This is a genomic window from Streptomyces vulcanius (assembly GCF_042653945.1).
GTDB classification, from domain to species: Bacteria; Actinomycetota; Actinomycetes; order Streptomycetales; family Streptomycetaceae; genus Streptomyces; species Streptomyces mangrovi.
On sequence record NZ_JBHSFK010000050.1, the window covers coordinates 1 to 12974 of the forward strand.

Here is a 12974-nt window from a genome sequence, read left to right on the forward strand (position 1 = left end):
CTCCTTCGAAGCGTCGGCCACGCCCCCGGGCCGAGCAGCATCGGTCGCGGGGGTTCGTCGTGGCACAGGGCGTGCGACGTCGGCCGTGATCGTGTTCGTGGCCGGCTCGGGCCGTGGGTGTCGGCGGGCCCGGGGGACGGAACGGGCTGTAGCGGTGGGTGCCGCCTGGCGCGGCGAGGGGCATACGGTCGCCCGTCTTCCGCCCCCTCACCCCCCCTCAGCCCCCTCCGCCGCCTTGGGCGGCGCCGCTGGTACGAGCGCGGGGCGGCGCTTGCCGGCCTCGCGCCGCGACCTCGTCCGCCACTGGCGGCCCATGCCGCCGCCGTTCGATGTTCGGGTCGGCCCCGCGGCGAGTAGTCGAGGGGCGGTCTCGGCGTTCAGGTCCAGCTCAAGCCGTTGTCCACGGCAGATCTGCCGGCGCGCTCGGCGCCGATCAAGCCACCGTCGTGGCCTCTGCCCTTCGGCTCCAGGGCGGGGACGGGGGCTCGTGGGGGAGGTGAAATGACAGTGGTCCGGCTGCATGAGGATGCAGCCGGACCACTGTTCCGGGGTGGGCGATACTGGGTTCGAACCAGTGACCTCTTCGGTGTGAACGAAGCGCTCTCCCACTGAGCTAATCGCCCGGACGCAGGAGGAACATTACCCCATGTCAGGGGGTGCCTGTGACGATGAGCGGGAGGGGCCGACCGGCCCCGCTCCCCCGTCGGCGATCACTGGTCCTTGATGTTCCAGGGCATCGCCATGCCGAACTTCCACAGGTAGATCCCCAACAGCACCCCGATGATCACGAGGCCGATCGAGGTGAGGATGATGTTGCGGCGCCGGACCTTGGGGTCGAGGGCGCGCTGGGCCGCCTCGGTGACCTTGCGCTTGGTCCAGCGCAGCACCAGCTGGGCCCAGACGAACTCGGTCGCCCAGATCGCCATACCGCCGAAGATCACGACCCAGCCGGGCCCGGGCAGCGGCAACATGACGATACCGGCACCCACCACGGCCAGCCCGATGACGAAGACGCCGACCTGCCAGCTCAGGTGCAGCACGCGGCGCGCCTTGATGAATTCGGGCGCCTTGGAGCCAAGCCCCTGCTCCTGCGACTCCCCTGCCGGCTCGTTCACCTTCGTCCCGTCCGCCGCCACGGCTACCTCGCCGAGCTCGTCACTCCCCGTATTCATACACCCAGACCCTACCCGAGAGATTCCAGTCACCGGAATGGTGGTACTTCGCGAACAGGGCGTCGGCCGGAAGAGTTACGTAAAGACACGCAAAACACTCAGAGGGGTTTACAACGGCACCGTAGGTGGCATGTCGATTTCGCCGACGTGCGAATCCCCGAGCGCACACTGAGCGAAAGGCCCTGGCGCTTATGAACACCACGGTCAGCTGCGAGCTGCACCTGCGCCTCGTTGTGTCGAGCGAGTCCTCCCTGCCTGTCCCCGCAGGCCTGCGGTACGACACGGCCGACCCCTACGCCGTGCACGCCACCTTCCACACCGGAGCCGAGGAAACCGTCGAGTGGGTGTTCGCCCGCGACCTCCTCGCCGAGGGCCTGCACCGGCCCACGGGCACCGGCGACGTCCGCGTCTGGCCGTCGCGCAGCCACGGTCAGGGCGTCGTCTGCATCGCCCTGAGTTCTCCTGAGGGGGAGGCCCTCCTCGAGGCCCCGGCGCGGGCCCTGGAGTCCTTCCTGAAGCGGACGGACGCGGCCGTGCCTCCCGGCACGGAACACCGCCACTTCGATCTCGACCAAGAGCTCTCGCACATCCTGGCGGAGAGCTAGGGCGAGGCTCACTCCGAGCCGCCCGGCGCCGTCCACTCGGGGAGACGGCTCGGGCCAAGACAACCGCACAGGGAACGCGCCGACGCCGCTCCACGGGCTGCCGTGGAGCGGCGTCGGCGTGCTTACGGGCACCTACCCGGTCTCCCCGGGTTGCCCGCCGGGGCAGCCGACGCCCAGCCGGAGGTCGGCCCGAGCTCTCAGGCCCGTGGATTCCCGGCCCGGGGCGGCTACCATCGGCCAGCATCGGCGGGCGCCCGCCCGACCCCCCAGGCCAGGGAGCGAAACGTGCTGATCACCCACGACGCCCGGTGTGCGCTCGATGCCGTGGTGGATCTGGTGAACACCGCACCGGAGGACGACACCACCCCGGACGGGCTGGCTGATGTCGCCGCGCTCGCGGAGTTCGTACAGAACCACGAGATCAGTGATGTCGGTGTGCTGTCCGAGTTCGACCTGTCGGCGGTGCGCAAGGTCCGCGGCCGGTTCGCCGGGATCTTCGCGGCCCAGGACGCCCGGCACGCCGCCGGACTCATCAACGAACTCGTCGCCGCCGCGGGCACCACGCCCCGGCTCACGGATCACGACGGCTACGACTGGCATGTGCACTACTTCGCCCCCGGTGCGTCCGTCGCGGACCATCTCGCGGCCGACTGCGGGATGGCGCTGGCCTTCTTCGTGGTGGCCGGGGAGCAGGAGCGGCTGCGGCGCTGTGAGGCGCCGGACTGCCGGCGCGCCTTCGTCGATCTCTCCCGCAACCGCTCCCGCCGGTACTGCGACAGCCGCACCTGCGGCAACCGTCTGCACGTGGCCGCATACCGTGCGCGCCGCAAGGAGGCGGCGGGCTGAAACCGCCCCGCTCCGGCGACGGCTGGATCCGCACGTGAGCCGGATCGGGGTGGGTTGATCCCAGACATGGCCGATCCGAGGCCAGGACCGATCCGGGGCGGCCGATCCGGGGGCCGGGGCTGATCCCCGGGGGGTTGGTCCGAGGGCGAGTCTGATCCCGGCATCCCGGCATCCCGGCATCCCGGCATCCCGGCATCCCGGCCGGGGCCGATCCGGGGGCAGGGCTGATCCCGAGGTGGGGCTGGTGCGGAGGTGCGCCTGGTCCGGGGACGAGCCCGATCCCGGGCGGAGCTGATCCGAAAGGTGGGGCCGATCCCAAGGCAGGGCTGGGCTGCGGGTGGGGCCGGGTGGGAGATTGCTGACGCGGCCCCGGCGGGTGGCGCCGGGGACCGCGGGTACGGCTCAGAGCAGCAGCAGGTCGTGCAGCGCAGCCATGAGCAGCAGGGTCCCGATCACCGCCAGAAAGATCATCAGCGGTGGCTGGGAGAGGGCGAAGAGGCATCCGCGCGGCTCGTTCTCCGGCGGCGCGGCGTCGCCTTGGTCCGTGTCCAGTTGTGTCGTGTCGAGCATCTCGCCGCGATGATGTCCTAGGCCAGGCACCTCGCGCGATCAACACGCCCGGATTGAGCGGGTGTTCGCCGTATTCCGTAGCGTCGGTTTCAGGCCGTGATCGTTTCCGGACAGGGAGGGGCCGACTGTGTTCTTTCCATCACTGGGCGCCCATCAAATGCGGGTCGGCTTCATATGCCGTGCTTCTTGAGGATGGCCTCGATGTCGCTGAAGTCCTCGGCGCCGCTCGTCGCCCGGGGCGAGGAAGCGGTCGGGCGGGACGGCGCCTGGCCCAGGGAGGGGGCCGAGGCGCCCGGCGCCACCGCTCCGGGCTGTGCGGAGCGGGCTGCCGCCTTGCGCTCCTTGCGGGTGCCACCCCGACGGCGCTCCACGGCGCGTGTCGTCGCGAACAGGGCCCAGGCGGCGCCGAGCACCACGAAGCCGGCCCAGGCGGTGGGGCTGAAGGCGGTGTCGGCGATCCACTCCACGATCCCGGTCATCACCAGCCCCAGGGGCACGAGCGAGTACGCCGCGATGCGGGCGGCCGACAGGAAACGCTTGCGGTAGGCGCTGACCGCCGCGATGCCCAGGCCGGCCGCGGCGACGGCGGAACAGACGGTCTCGGCAATCATCCGGTCCTCCAGGCGGGGCGGGTACTCGGGCAGGGTCGGTCGGACTCGGCGCTGCGACAGGCGGAGCCTTTGTCCCTTCCATCCTGCACCTCCGTACCGCTTTCGGGCCATGTTCCAGCGGGACATCAGGGACATCTCCGGGTCGGCTCCTCCGCAGGTGCCGGTCGTGGGTGGGACGGCCGGGCGCCGGCTGGGAGACTGGTGCCATGAGCGACTCCTCCCCCGCCTCCTCACCGGCTGCCCCGTCCGACTCCGCTCCGGCGTCCTCCTCGGCGTCGGACCGTCCCACCGTCGTCCTGGACGTGTGGTGCGAGTTGCAGTGCGCGGACTGCCGCAGCGCCCTCGACGATCTGCGGGCCCTGCGCGAGCGCTACGGCGACCGGCTGGAGCTGCGGCTGCGGCACTTCCCGCTGGAGAAGCACAAGCACGCCTTCGCCGCCGCGCAGGCGGCCGAGGAGGCGCTGGAGCAGGGGCAGGGCTGGGCGTACGTCGAGGCCGTGCTGGGCCGGGTCGACGAGCTGGACCGTGGGGGCGAACCCTTCCTGGTCGAGGTCGCCGGTGAACTCGGGCTCGACGCAGAGGAGTTCGACACCGCGCTGATCGACGGCCGGCACATCCTGATCGTGGACGCCGACCAGGCCGAGGGCAAGGCGATCGGCGTCACCGGCACCCCGACATACGTCATCGGCGGCGAACGCCTCGACGGCGGCAAGAGCCAGGAAGGGCTGCGCGAGCGCATCGAGCAGATCGCGGACCGGCTGCTGGCCGAGGCCGAGTGAGGCGCACTCGCGACGGGGATGGCGACGAGACGGGGACGGGGAACGCCACCGATTGACCAGCCATCCGCCACCAGCGACGAACAGTCGGCCGCTCCCGCCCACGCCCGCCCGCCTCCGGCATTGGCCTGACCGGTACGACGGCTGAGGACGCGGTCGCGGACAACAGGGTCACGAAGGGGAGCCATGGGCAGCGGAGGCACGGACGGCGCGAGCGCGGAGGGCCCGGTCGGCGGCGGCGCCACCCACCCCGTGGCGGAGGGCGAAGCGCTGGTCGGCGGCATGGCGAACGCGGGTGCGGTGTTCCGCAAGGGCGAGGTGGTCGACCGTCCGGCACCGCCCCACGCTCCCGCTCTGCACGCCTGTCTGCGCGCCCTGCGCGAGCAGGGCTTCGACGCGGCGCCGGTCCCCGTCCGGCTCACCTCCGACGGTCGCGAGCAGCTGAGCTTCGTCCCGGGCGAGGTGGCCCTGCCGCCGTTCCCCGGCTGGGTGATGACGGACGCCGCTCTGCGGTCGGTGGGGCGGCTGCTGCGACGCCTGCACGACGCCGGTTCGACGGTCCCCCTGGACACCACCAGCGGTGCCGGGTGGCCCACGGACCTCGCCGATCCGGAAGGTACGGAAGGTGCGGAAGGTGCGGAAGGTGCGGAAGGTTCAGACGGTCCGGAAGCGGGGACCGTGCTGTGCCACAACGACATCTGCCCGGAGAACGTCGTCTTCCGCGACGGACGGGCCGCCGCCCTCATCGACTTCGACCTGGCGGCGCCGGGGCGCCCGCTCTGGGACGTCGCGATGACCGCCCGGTACTGGGTGCCGATGGCCGATCTGGCCTCCACGGCCCCCTTCTATCCCGCCGGGCTGGACGCGCCCGCGCGGCTGCGGGTCCTCGCCGACGGCTACGGGCTCTCCGCGCGGGAACGCTCCGAGCTGCCCGCTGTCGTCGAACAGGCCACCGAGGTCTGCCGGGCGTTCGTGACCGCCCGGGTGGCCGGTGGTGATCCGGTCTACGTCCGGGCGCTGGCCGAGCGTGGCGGGTGGGCGCGCTGGGACCGGATGCAGGCCTGGCTGGCGGCCGGGCGGGACGCGTTCACGGCCGCGCTCTTGGAGTGAGCCGACGGCCGTGAGCCGACGGCCGCCGGCAAGCAGGATCAGAGCAGGTTCTTGTACATCGAGTACCCCACGCTCACGTACCCCAGCGACTCGTACAGCCGCTCGGCGGGAGTGTTGCCCGCGAAGACGTTCAGACCCAGCACCTGTCGGCCGGCGGCGATCGTCTGTGCCTCGGCCAGCAGCATCAGGGAGCGGCCGTGTCCCCGGCCGCGCTGCTCCTCGTAGACCTCGATGTTGTAGACGAATGCCTTGTCGCCGATGAACGTGACCCACAGGTCGCCGACCGGGGTGCCCTCGTGTTCCAGGACGCTGATCAGCGTGTTCTCCGTGGCCAGGCCCTGGGTGAGCGAGCGCGCGTGGTCCTGCCGGGACTTGGCGCGGGCCCCGGCCTCCGGGATGCCCCGGTCGATCCAGTCCTGTGCGTAGCCCGTGATGCCGCGGTCCTGCCAGGGGCCGTACTCGTCCTCCGTCAGGGAGCGGGCCCTGCTGCCCTCGGGCAGGGCGGGTGGCTCGGTGCCGAGTCGCTTCTCCATGCCGCGGTTGCGGTGGACGTAGCCGAGTGCCGTGGCGAGGCGAAGTGCGGCCTCGGCGTCGCCCGGGACCCGGATCTCGACCTGCCGGCAGCCCCAGCCGCGCGCCACCTCCTCGGCGGCGAGCGCGGCCACCGTGCCCCTCCCCCGGCCGCGGTCCGGCTCCTCGATGTGCAGGTTGCCGATGTGGGCGACGGCAGGTCCGAAGGCGGCGTCGGTGGTGAGCCGGACCGCTCCGACGGGACGGCTGTTCACGCACACCTGGTAGTGGCGCGACAGTGTCCCGTCGGCGGCGCGCTGAAGCGGCTCGGTCGGCCGCAGAGTCGTGGTCATCAGGGGGTTTCTACCCGTCGGACGGGCCTGAGTCAGCTTCTTTTGCCGACCCCTAGGGGTCGAGGTCGTGCCCGGCGCGCTCGTCGAAGATCCGCATCGCCTTGGCGGTCACCGGGCCCGGGGCGCCGGGCAGTTCGCGGGTGTCGACGCGGTGGACGGCCTGGACGTCGCGGAGGGTGGAGGTGAGGAAGACCTCGTCGGCCCGCTCCAGCACGTCGAGCGGCAGGTCGGTCTCCCTGGCGCCGGTCCACCGGACGGTGAGTTCGCGGGTGATGCCGGCGAGGCAGCCGGAGGTGAGCGGCGGGGTGTGGATCTCGCCGTCCAGGACGACGAAGACGTTCGACCCGGTGCCCTCGCAGAGCTGTCCGACGGTGTTGGCGAACAGGGCTTCGGTGGCGCCGTGTTCGTGGGCGCGGGCGAGGGCGACGACGTTCTCGGCGTACGAGGTCGTCTTCAGGCCGGTGAGGGCGCCGCGCTCGTTGCGGGTCCAGGGGACGGTGACGACGGCGGTGGTGTCGGCGCGGCGGGTGGTCCCGCCGAGGGCGACGACGAGGGTGGGGCCCTGGTCGCCGCGGTCGGAGCCGAGGGGGCCCTGGCCGCCGGTGTAGGTGATGCGGAGGCGGCCGAGGGGCATCGGGTTGGCCTCGAGGACGGCGGCGCAGGCGCGGCGGACCTCGTCGTGGTCGGGGTCGGGCAGGCCGAGGCCGCGCGCCGAGCGGGTCAGCCGGTCGAGGTGACGGGTGAGCGCGAACGTCTTCCCGTCCGTCGCCTTCACCGTCTCGAAGATGCCGTCGCCCACGGTGAGCCCGTGGTCGAAGACGGAGACACGGGCGGACTCGCTGTCCTGCAGCCCGCCGTCGAGCCAGATCTTCACGTCAGTCCCTCTCAGTGCCTGTCAGTCCCGCTCACTCGCGTCGTACGATCCCGACGCTACCGCCAGCAGGCGCGCCGCCTTCAGTTCGGTCTCCGCCCATTCCGCCCCCGGGTCGGAGCCCCAGGTGATGCCGGCGCCGGTCCCGAAGCGGAGCACACCTGCGGCGCGGTCGATCCAGAAGGTGCGGATGCCGACGGCGAGCTCGCCGGTGCCCCGGTCGGCGTCGACCCAGCCGATGCCGCCGCAGTACGGGCCGCGGGGCGCCGTCTCCAGCACGTCGATGATCCGCAGGGCGCTGGACTTGGGGGCGCCGGTGACGGAGCCGGGCGGGAAGGCGGCGTCGAGCAGTTCGGGCCAGCCGGCGTCCGCGCGCAGTTCGCCGCGGACCGTGGACACGAGATGGACGAGCCCGGGGTGCTTCTCGACGACGCACAGGTCGGGGACGGTCACGGTGCCGGCGGCGCAGACCCGTCCGATGTCGTTGCGGACGAGGTCCACGATCATCACGTTCTCGGCGTAGTCCTTGTCGAGGAGGTCCGCCTCGGTGCGGCCGGTGCCCTTGATCGGGCCGGACCACACGGTCCGCCCGTCGCGGCGCAGGAAGAGCTCGGGGGACGCGGTGGCGATCTCGACGCCGTGCCCGGGGAGACGAATCGTTCCTGCGTACGGCGCCGGGTTGCCGCGGGCGAGCAGGGCGGTGAGCGCGTCCACGTCTGCGCCGGGGGCTACGGGGGCGGTCAGGACGCGGCAGAGGTTGGCCTGGTAGACCTCGCCGGCCGCGATGTGCTCGCGTATCCGGCGCACCCCAGCGGTGTACTCGGCGCGGTCGAGCGACGACGTCCAGTCACCTGCGGCGGGCCCCCGCCACCGCCCCGGCACGGGCGCGGGCACACGCTCCTCGCGTACTTCGGCGAAGCGCGCGCAGACCAGCCGGCCCTCGAAATCCGCGCTGACGGCCCAGAAACCGGTCGCGTCGAGGGCGGCGGGGTCACTGGTGACGTCGAGGAGACCGGTGGCGACGCGGGTGCCGAAGCGGGCGAGCGGAGGGAGGTCGTGCACGGTGACGAGTCTAAGGTGGGTGTCGTACAGGTGGCCCGGGCCTGACCTTCAGGGGGCCTGACCTGGTCCTCGGGTAGGCACAGCGCAGCACGCTGCACAAACGCGTTTTTGTACTGGCCCGGGTATCCGCTAGAGTTCAACACGTCGCCGGGACGCGAGAGCCGACCGAAACGACATGCGGACGTAGCTCAGTTGGTAGAGCGCAACCTTGCCAAGGTTGAGGTCGCGAGTTCGAGCCTCGTCGTCCGCTCGAAGGATCAAGGGGTCTTCCCGGTCCCCTGCACTCCTGGTGGAGTGGCCGAGAGGCGAGGCAACGGCCTGCAAAGCCGTCTACACGGGTTCAAATCCCGTCTCCACCTCCAAGGACGATTAGCTCAGCGGGAGAGCGCTTCCCTGACACGGAAGAGGTCACTGGTTCAATCCCAGTATCGTCCACTGGATCTTCGGATCCCCCGCGCGATTAGCTCAGCGGGAGAGCGCTTCCCTGACACGGAAGAGGTCACTGGTTCAATCCCAGTATCGCGCACGCAGTACACGCCATCCCGGACGATTAGCTCAGCGGGAGAGCGCTTCCCTGACACGGAAGAGGTCACTGGTTCAATCCCAGTATCGTCCACATATCGCTGAAGCCCCCGGCCGTTTCGTACGGCCGGGGGCTTCTGCGTGGGCGGGAAGCCGCTCAGCTGGAGAACAGCATGCGGCCGAAGCTCTTCTGGCGGTGGTGGCCGCCGTGGCCGCCGTAGTGCCCACCCCCGTGACCTCCGCCGTGCGGGGCGCCCCAGGCGGGGGCGGCCGGGGCGGCCGGGTACCCCTGGGCGCCGGGCGGCGGGGGCGCGGGCTGGGACCACTGGGACTCCACGCGGGTCAGCGCCTCCAGCTCGCCGTAGTCCAGGAAGATCCCCCGGCAGTTGCTGCACTGTTCGATCTGGACGCCGTTGCGGTTGTACGTGTGCATCTGGGCGTGACACTTCGGGCACTGCATGGTTCGGCTCAACTCCTCGCAGGTCGGTCCTGTTTCGCGTACCGCCAGGACAGACTCAGTCCGGCCGCGGTCGGTTGCACCCTACTTCGTGGAGCTTGTCGCCAACTGCGGAGGGAGGGAACCCATGCGGTCACAGGCATCGACGAGGGAGTGCTCGACCTCGTCCAGGGGCCGCTCCTGCGCGACCGCCTTGGCGACGAACCGGGCAGCGCTCTGGACGGTGAGGGCGCGGGCCGGGACGTCCAGGGCGGGCCAGGGGTCGCCCGTCGCGGGGACGGCGGGGCCGTCGGCGGCCCGGTAGGCGTCCAGGAAGCGGGTCCACTCGTCGGGCGGGAGCAGGCCGCAGGCGTACCAGGCGGCGGGGCGGGCGAGGTCCCAGGCCGGGACGCCCACGCCGAGGTCGTCCACGTCGATCAGGCGCCAAGGGCCGTCGGGGGCCGGGTGGCGGACGAGTTGACCGAGGTGGAGGTCGCCGTGGCAGAGGGTGGCGGCGGTGGCAGGCATGGGGGCCTCGGCACGGGCCCACGGCGGGAGGGTGGCCCAGGCGCGCAGGACGGGCGCGGTCGCGGGGTGCCGGGCGGTCGCGCTCGTGCGCAGGGTGGCCACGGCGTGGGCGGCCTTGGCGGGGCCTCGCATCGGGGGGAGGGTGGCGGGGGCCGGGGCGCGGTGAATGCGGGCGAGGAGGGTGGCGGCGGCTTCCCAGGGGGCGGCGTCCGGGTCCTCGGGGTCCACGGGGGTGCCGTACGGCCAGAACGTGACGAGCCGGTCGTGGAGGGGGAGCGGGGTGGGGGTGAGCGGGGGCAGGAGGATGCCGGGGAGGGCGGCCGCCGTGGTGAGGCGGTGGGTCAGTTCGGCGACGGTTGTGCCGGGGGCGTGGGCCTTCGCGACGGTGTCCGCGTGGCGGACGACGGTGGCGTCGGGGCGGTCGGCGAGGGTGCGGGCGGTGCAGGGGCAGGTCGCGGGGGTTGCGGCTCCGTGTGCCCGGGCTCCGGCTCGGTACGTGAGCTCGGTGAGGAGGGGGGTGGGGGCGGTCACGGGGCTCCCTGGGCGGGGGGTTGGGTCTGTCTGGGGTGAGGGTACGCAGATGGGGGCGCCCATGTGTGTGCGTACCGCGGAGCCGGCGCTGGTCGGGGGTTCGTTTCGCTTGCCCGCGCCGGCGGGGTGCCGCTGCGCCCACCCGTGCCGCCCCTGGCCGCACGCATGCCCGCAGTTACGGGTGGGAAAAAGCAATGCCGGCGCAGCTCCCCAGCTGCGCCGGCATTATTGCCGTCCGCCGCACCCCCGTCCCCACGGGGTTTCAAATGGGTGGATGTCCCCGCCCGGACCGCTCTTCCGGGCCTGGGGTCGCCGCTCAGCGCCCCAGCATCACACCCACGGACGACGCCTGTGTGGCCACCGTCTCCCAGCCGTCGAAGACAAGGAGCAGCAGGGCCGCCAGAGGAAGGGCCATCAAGGTCGCCACCAGCGGGTGGCGACGGCCCGTCGCACGCTTTTCGTTGCGGATGATGGTCCGCGGTGCCGTGTGGGCCATGGTCCCTCTCCTGACCGTTGTCGGTTTTCGTTGGCAGCGGCGGGTGTCTGACCTCGGGGGACGAGTGCTGCACCCGCCGCTTGACCTCAAATCTAGGCGCGCGGCGGACGGTGGTCGTCATGCCGTCGTACCGATTGCCGGGCCTCCCGGAGGATGAGCCATGACCTGCGGAGTACTCCCCTGGGTGGAGACGGCGACCTAGGTCTCGGGGTCTTCCCGGAGGGGGTGTCCGGTACGGATCGTTTTCTCCGCGCTCACCTCGGGCAAGCCCTCCGGAGTGACTTCGATCACTTCCACCGGCCCTTGATCGAGCGTAGGCGCTTGTCGTGTCCCCGGCATCCACATCTGTCTGCACTCGGTCACCCCGCACCGGATCAATCCCCCTTGTCCGAACGGGTGGTTGAGGTCATGGCTTCGCCAAAGTGCGCGTGTTCTCAGGCCCTCTGACCACTCCTCAAGTCTGCCGCCCGGCACTGACAATCGATCGGGAGCAGAGGGCGCGGCCTCTGCGCGCGAACGGCCGTGGAAACGTAAGCTGTGCCACGTCAGACGGACCGGGCAGCGGGGATGAACATGGCGATGATGCGCCTGAGGCGCGAGGACCCGCGCGTCGTCGGCTCGTTCAGGCTTCACCGACGGCTCGGCGCGGGCGGGATGGGCGTCGTCTATCTGGGCTCCGACAAGAAGGGGCAGCGGGTCGCGCTGAAGGTGATCCGGCCCGATCTGGCGGAGGACCAGGAGTTCAGGTCGCGGTTCGCGCGCGAGGTGTCGGCCGCCCGGCGGATCCGCGGCGGGTGCACGGCCCGGCTGGTCGCGGCGGACCTGGAGGCCGACCGGCCCTGGTTCGCCACTCAGTACGTGCCCGGGCCCTCCCTTCACGACAAGGTCAACGACGAGGGTCCGCTCGGGGCGGCCGAGCTCGCGGCGATCGGGGCCGCGCTGTCCGAGGGGCTCGTCGCGGTCCACGAGGCCGGGGTCGTGCACCGGGACCTCAAGCCGTCCAACATCCTGCTGTCCCCGAAGGGGCCGCGGATCATCGACTTCGGCATCGCCTGGGCGACCGGTGCCTCGACGCTCACCCACGTCGGCACCGCGGTCGGCTCCCCCGGTTTCCTCGCCCCGGAGCAGGTGCGGGGAGCGATGGTCACCCCGGCCACGGACGTGTTCTCGCTGGGCGCCACCCTGGCGTACGCCTCGACGTCCGACTCGCCCTTCGGGCACGGCAGTTCCGAGGTGATGCTGTACCGCGTGGTGCACGAGGAGCCGCACCTGCACGGTGTGCCCGACGCCCTGGCCCCGCTGATCCGGGCCTGTCTGGCGAAGGACCCCGAGGAACGGCCCAGCACCCTCGACCTCTCGCTGCGGCTGAAGGAGATCGCCACCCGCGAGTCCCAGGGAATGGGCGACCCGAGGCCGCCCGTGCCGAGGGCGGCGGAGGCGGACCGGCCCACCGGTCGGCTCGCGGAGGCCGGCTATCCGGAGCGGACCCTGCGCCAGCCGGGCGGCCCGGGACCGGGCACCCCTCCCCCACGCAACGGAGTGCCCTCCGCACGCGGTACGGCTCCTTCGCGGGGCGGGGTTCCGTCGCGTGGAAGCAGTGCCTCACGGGGTGGCGGCGGTGACGGTACGGGTACGCCGCCGTCGTCGCGGTCAGGTTCGCGGCCGGCGCCCGCCGCACGCAACGCCCGTCCCGGCAGCGGCAGTCGGCCCGCGCCGCGCAGTGGGGCGAGGCGTCCGGGGCAACGGAACACCGGGACCGGGCGGAACACGGGGACGGGGCGGCGCCCGGCCAACCCCCGGCTGCTGCGGCAGCGGCTGTTCGTCTTCGTCGTCGTGACCCTGCTCGTCGCGCTGGGCATCGGCATCGTCCAGGGCTGCCAGGGGCCCGCCCGTGGACTGGGCGTCGACGACGGCGTCGTACGGCAGCAGCCGCACTCTCAACCGCAGGGGCAGCTGCCGCCCCGTGGTCAGTAGT

Annotated in this window: 14 protein-coding genes and 6 tRNA genes; 10 read left to right on the forward strand and 10 right to left on the reverse strand. The window is 72.0% G+C overall.

The genetic code is table 11. The features are described 5' to 3' along the window. Positions 1-551: 551 nt before the first annotated feature. Both ACFPIH_RS47345 and ACFPIH_RS47350 read right to left on the reverse strand, forming a co-directional pair. A tRNA-Val gene (locus tag ACFPIH_RS47345) sits at positions 552-623 on the reverse strand. A gap of 87 nt (positions 624-710) precedes the next feature. After that, complete coding sequence (locus tag ACFPIH_RS47350; RefSeq protein WP_381177330.1) at positions 711-1172, reverse strand: TIGR02611 family protein; 462 nt, start codon at positions 1170-1172, stop codon at positions 711-713. 191 nt (positions 1173-1363) lie between these two features. Here ACFPIH_RS47350 and ACFPIH_RS47355 point away from each other — a divergent pair, with 191 nt between their 5' ends. Together ACFPIH_RS47355 and ACFPIH_RS47360 are read left to right on the forward strand one after the other, a co-directional pair. Further along, a complete protein-coding gene (locus ACFPIH_RS47355; RefSeq protein WP_004002642.1) occupies positions 1364-1777 on the forward strand; it encodes an SsgA family sporulation/cell division regulator in 414 nt (137 codons plus the stop codon). A gap of 285 nt (positions 1778-2062) precedes the next feature. After that, positions 2063-2623: a CGNR zinc finger domain-containing protein gene (locus ACFPIH_RS47360; RefSeq protein ID WP_381177333.1), complete on the forward strand. Its 561-nt coding sequence runs from the start codon at positions 2063-2065 to the stop codon at positions 2621-2623. 402 nt (positions 2624-3025) lie between these two features. Here ACFPIH_RS47360 and ACFPIH_RS47365 read toward each other — a convergent pair whose 3' ends face one another. Then, positions 3026-3193, reverse strand: a complete 168-nt coding sequence (locus ACFPIH_RS47365; protein ID WP_381177336.1) for a hypothetical protein — start codon at positions 3191-3193, stop codon at positions 3026-3028. Between the two features lie 170 nt (positions 3194-3363). Then, positions 3364-3804, reverse strand: coding sequence for a hypothetical protein (locus tag ACFPIH_RS47370; protein ID WP_381177339.1), 441 nt, complete (start codon positions 3802-3804; stop codon positions 3364-3366). Positions 3805-4010: 206 nt separating this feature from the next. Here ACFPIH_RS47370 and ACFPIH_RS47375 point away from each other — a divergent pair, with 206 nt between their 5' ends. Next, positions 4011-4583: a DsbA family protein gene (locus ACFPIH_RS47375; protein ID WP_381177342.1), complete on the forward strand. Its 573-nt coding sequence runs from the start codon at positions 4011-4013 to the stop codon at positions 4581-4583. A gap of 279 nt (positions 4584-4862) precedes the next feature. After that, positions 4863-5690, forward strand: coding sequence for a phosphotransferase enzyme family protein (locus ACFPIH_RS47380; protein WP_381177881.1), 828 nt, complete (start codon positions 4863-4865; stop codon positions 5688-5690). Between the two features lie 38 nt (positions 5691-5728). Here the strand turns inward: ACFPIH_RS47380 and ACFPIH_RS47385 are convergent, their stop codons facing one another. From ACFPIH_RS47385 to ACFPIH_RS47395, 3 genes are read right to left on the reverse strand one after another with little or no spacing between them, the layout of a single operon-like run. Beyond that, positions 5729-6556: a GNAT family N-acetyltransferase gene (locus ACFPIH_RS47385; RefSeq protein ID WP_381177884.1), complete on the reverse strand. Its 828-nt coding sequence runs from the start codon at positions 6554-6556 to the stop codon at positions 5729-5731. 49 nt (positions 6557-6605) lie between these two features. Further along, positions 6606-7427: an aminotransferase class IV gene (locus tag ACFPIH_RS47390; RefSeq protein WP_381177345.1), complete on the reverse strand. Its 822-nt coding sequence runs from the start codon at positions 7425-7427 to the stop codon at positions 6606-6608. Positions 7428-7448: 21 nt separating this feature from the next. Beyond that, positions 7449-8486 carry a chorismate-binding protein gene (locus ACFPIH_RS47395; protein ID WP_381177348.1) on the reverse strand — a complete coding sequence of 346 codons (1038 nt, stop codon included), beginning with the start codon at positions 8484-8486 and terminating at the stop codon, positions 7449-7451. A gap of 177 nt (positions 8487-8663) precedes the next feature. Between ACFPIH_RS47395 and ACFPIH_RS47400 the strand changes: the two genes are divergently transcribed. The 5 genes from ACFPIH_RS47400 to ACFPIH_RS47420 all read left to right on the forward strand — a co-directional run bounded on the left by ACFPIH_RS47400 (position 8664) and on the right by ACFPIH_RS47420 (position 9102). After that, positions 8664-8736 (forward strand) — tRNA-Gly (locus ACFPIH_RS47400). A 38-nt stretch (positions 8737-8774) separates the two neighbouring features. Next, positions 8775-8848: transfer RNA gene (locus ACFPIH_RS47405), tRNA-Cys, on the forward strand. Between the two features lies 1 nt (position 8849). Then, a tRNA-Val gene (locus ACFPIH_RS47410) sits at positions 8850-8921 on the forward strand. A 19-nt stretch (positions 8922-8940) separates the two neighbouring features. Next, a tRNA-Val gene (locus ACFPIH_RS47415) sits at positions 8941-9012 on the forward strand. Positions 9013-9030: 18 nt separating this feature from the next. Continuing rightward, a tRNA-Val gene (locus tag ACFPIH_RS47420) sits at positions 9031-9102 on the forward strand. 63 nt (positions 9103-9165) lie between these two features. On the opposite strand, the gene ACFPIH_RS47425 is transcribed toward ACFPIH_RS47420, so the two are convergent. From ACFPIH_RS47425 to ACFPIH_RS47435, 3 genes are all read right to left on the reverse strand, one after another. After that, a complete protein-coding gene (locus tag ACFPIH_RS47425) occupies positions 9166-9468 on the reverse strand; it encodes a TFIIB-type zinc ribbon-containing protein (RefSeq protein ID WP_381177351.1) in 303 nt (100 codons plus the stop codon). An 81-nt stretch (positions 9469-9549) separates the two neighbouring features. Then, positions 9550-10503, reverse strand: coding sequence for a phosphotransferase family protein (locus ACFPIH_RS47430; protein ID WP_381177354.1), 954 nt, complete (start codon positions 10501-10503; stop codon positions 9550-9552). A gap of 316 nt (positions 10504-10819) precedes the next feature. Next, entirely contained in the window at positions 10820-10999 is a 180-nt protein-coding gene (locus ACFPIH_RS47435) for a hypothetical protein (RefSeq protein WP_381177357.1), read from the reverse strand. A gap of 567 nt (positions 11000-11566) precedes the next feature. On the opposite strand from ACFPIH_RS47435, the gene ACFPIH_RS47440 reads away from it, so the two are divergent. Then, positions 11567-12973, forward strand: coding sequence for a serine/threonine-protein kinase (locus ACFPIH_RS47440; protein WP_381177887.1), 1407 nt, complete (start codon positions 11567-11569; stop codon positions 12971-12973). Position 12974: the final 1 nt, after the last annotated feature.

What these genes read in the sequence shown, in the direction of transcription:
- ACFPIH_RS47425 (WP_381177351.1), bottom strand. Translation starts at nt 9,468, where the DNA reads ATGCAGTGCCCGAAGTGTCACGCCCAGATGCACACGTACAACCGCAAC.
- ACFPIH_RS47370 (WP_381177339.1), bottom strand. Translation starts at nt 3,804, where the DNA reads ATGATTGCCGAGACCGTCTGTTCCGCCGTCGCCGCGGCCGGCCTGGGC.
- ACFPIH_RS47365 (WP_381177336.1), bottom strand. Translation starts at nt 3,193, where the DNA reads ATGCTCGACACGACACAACTGGACACGGACCAAGGCGACGCCGCGCCG.
- ACFPIH_RS47375 (WP_381177342.1), top strand. Translation starts at nt 4,011, where the DNA reads ATGAGCGACTCCTCCCCCGCCTCCTCACCGGCTGCCCCGTCCGACTCC.
- ACFPIH_RS47440 (WP_381177887.1), top strand. Translation starts at nt 11,567, where the DNA reads ATGAACATGGCGATGATGCGCCTGAGGCGCGAGGACCCGCGCGTCGTC.
- ACFPIH_RS47380 (WP_381177881.1), top strand. Translation starts at nt 4,863, where the DNA reads ATGGCGAACGCGGGTGCGGTGTTCCGCAAGGGCGAGGTGGTCGACCGT.
- ACFPIH_RS47355 (WP_004002642.1), top strand. Translation starts at nt 1,364, where the DNA reads ATGAACACCACGGTCAGCTGCGAGCTGCACCTGCGCCTCGTTGTGTCG.
- ACFPIH_RS47435 (WP_381177357.1), bottom strand. Translation starts at nt 10,999, where the DNA reads ATGGCCCACACGGCACCGCGGACCATCATCCGCAACGAAAAGCGTGCG.
- ACFPIH_RS47350 (WP_381177330.1), bottom strand. Translation starts at nt 1,172, where the DNA reads ATGAATACGGGGAGTGACGAGCTCGGCGAGGTAGCCGTGGCGGCGGAC.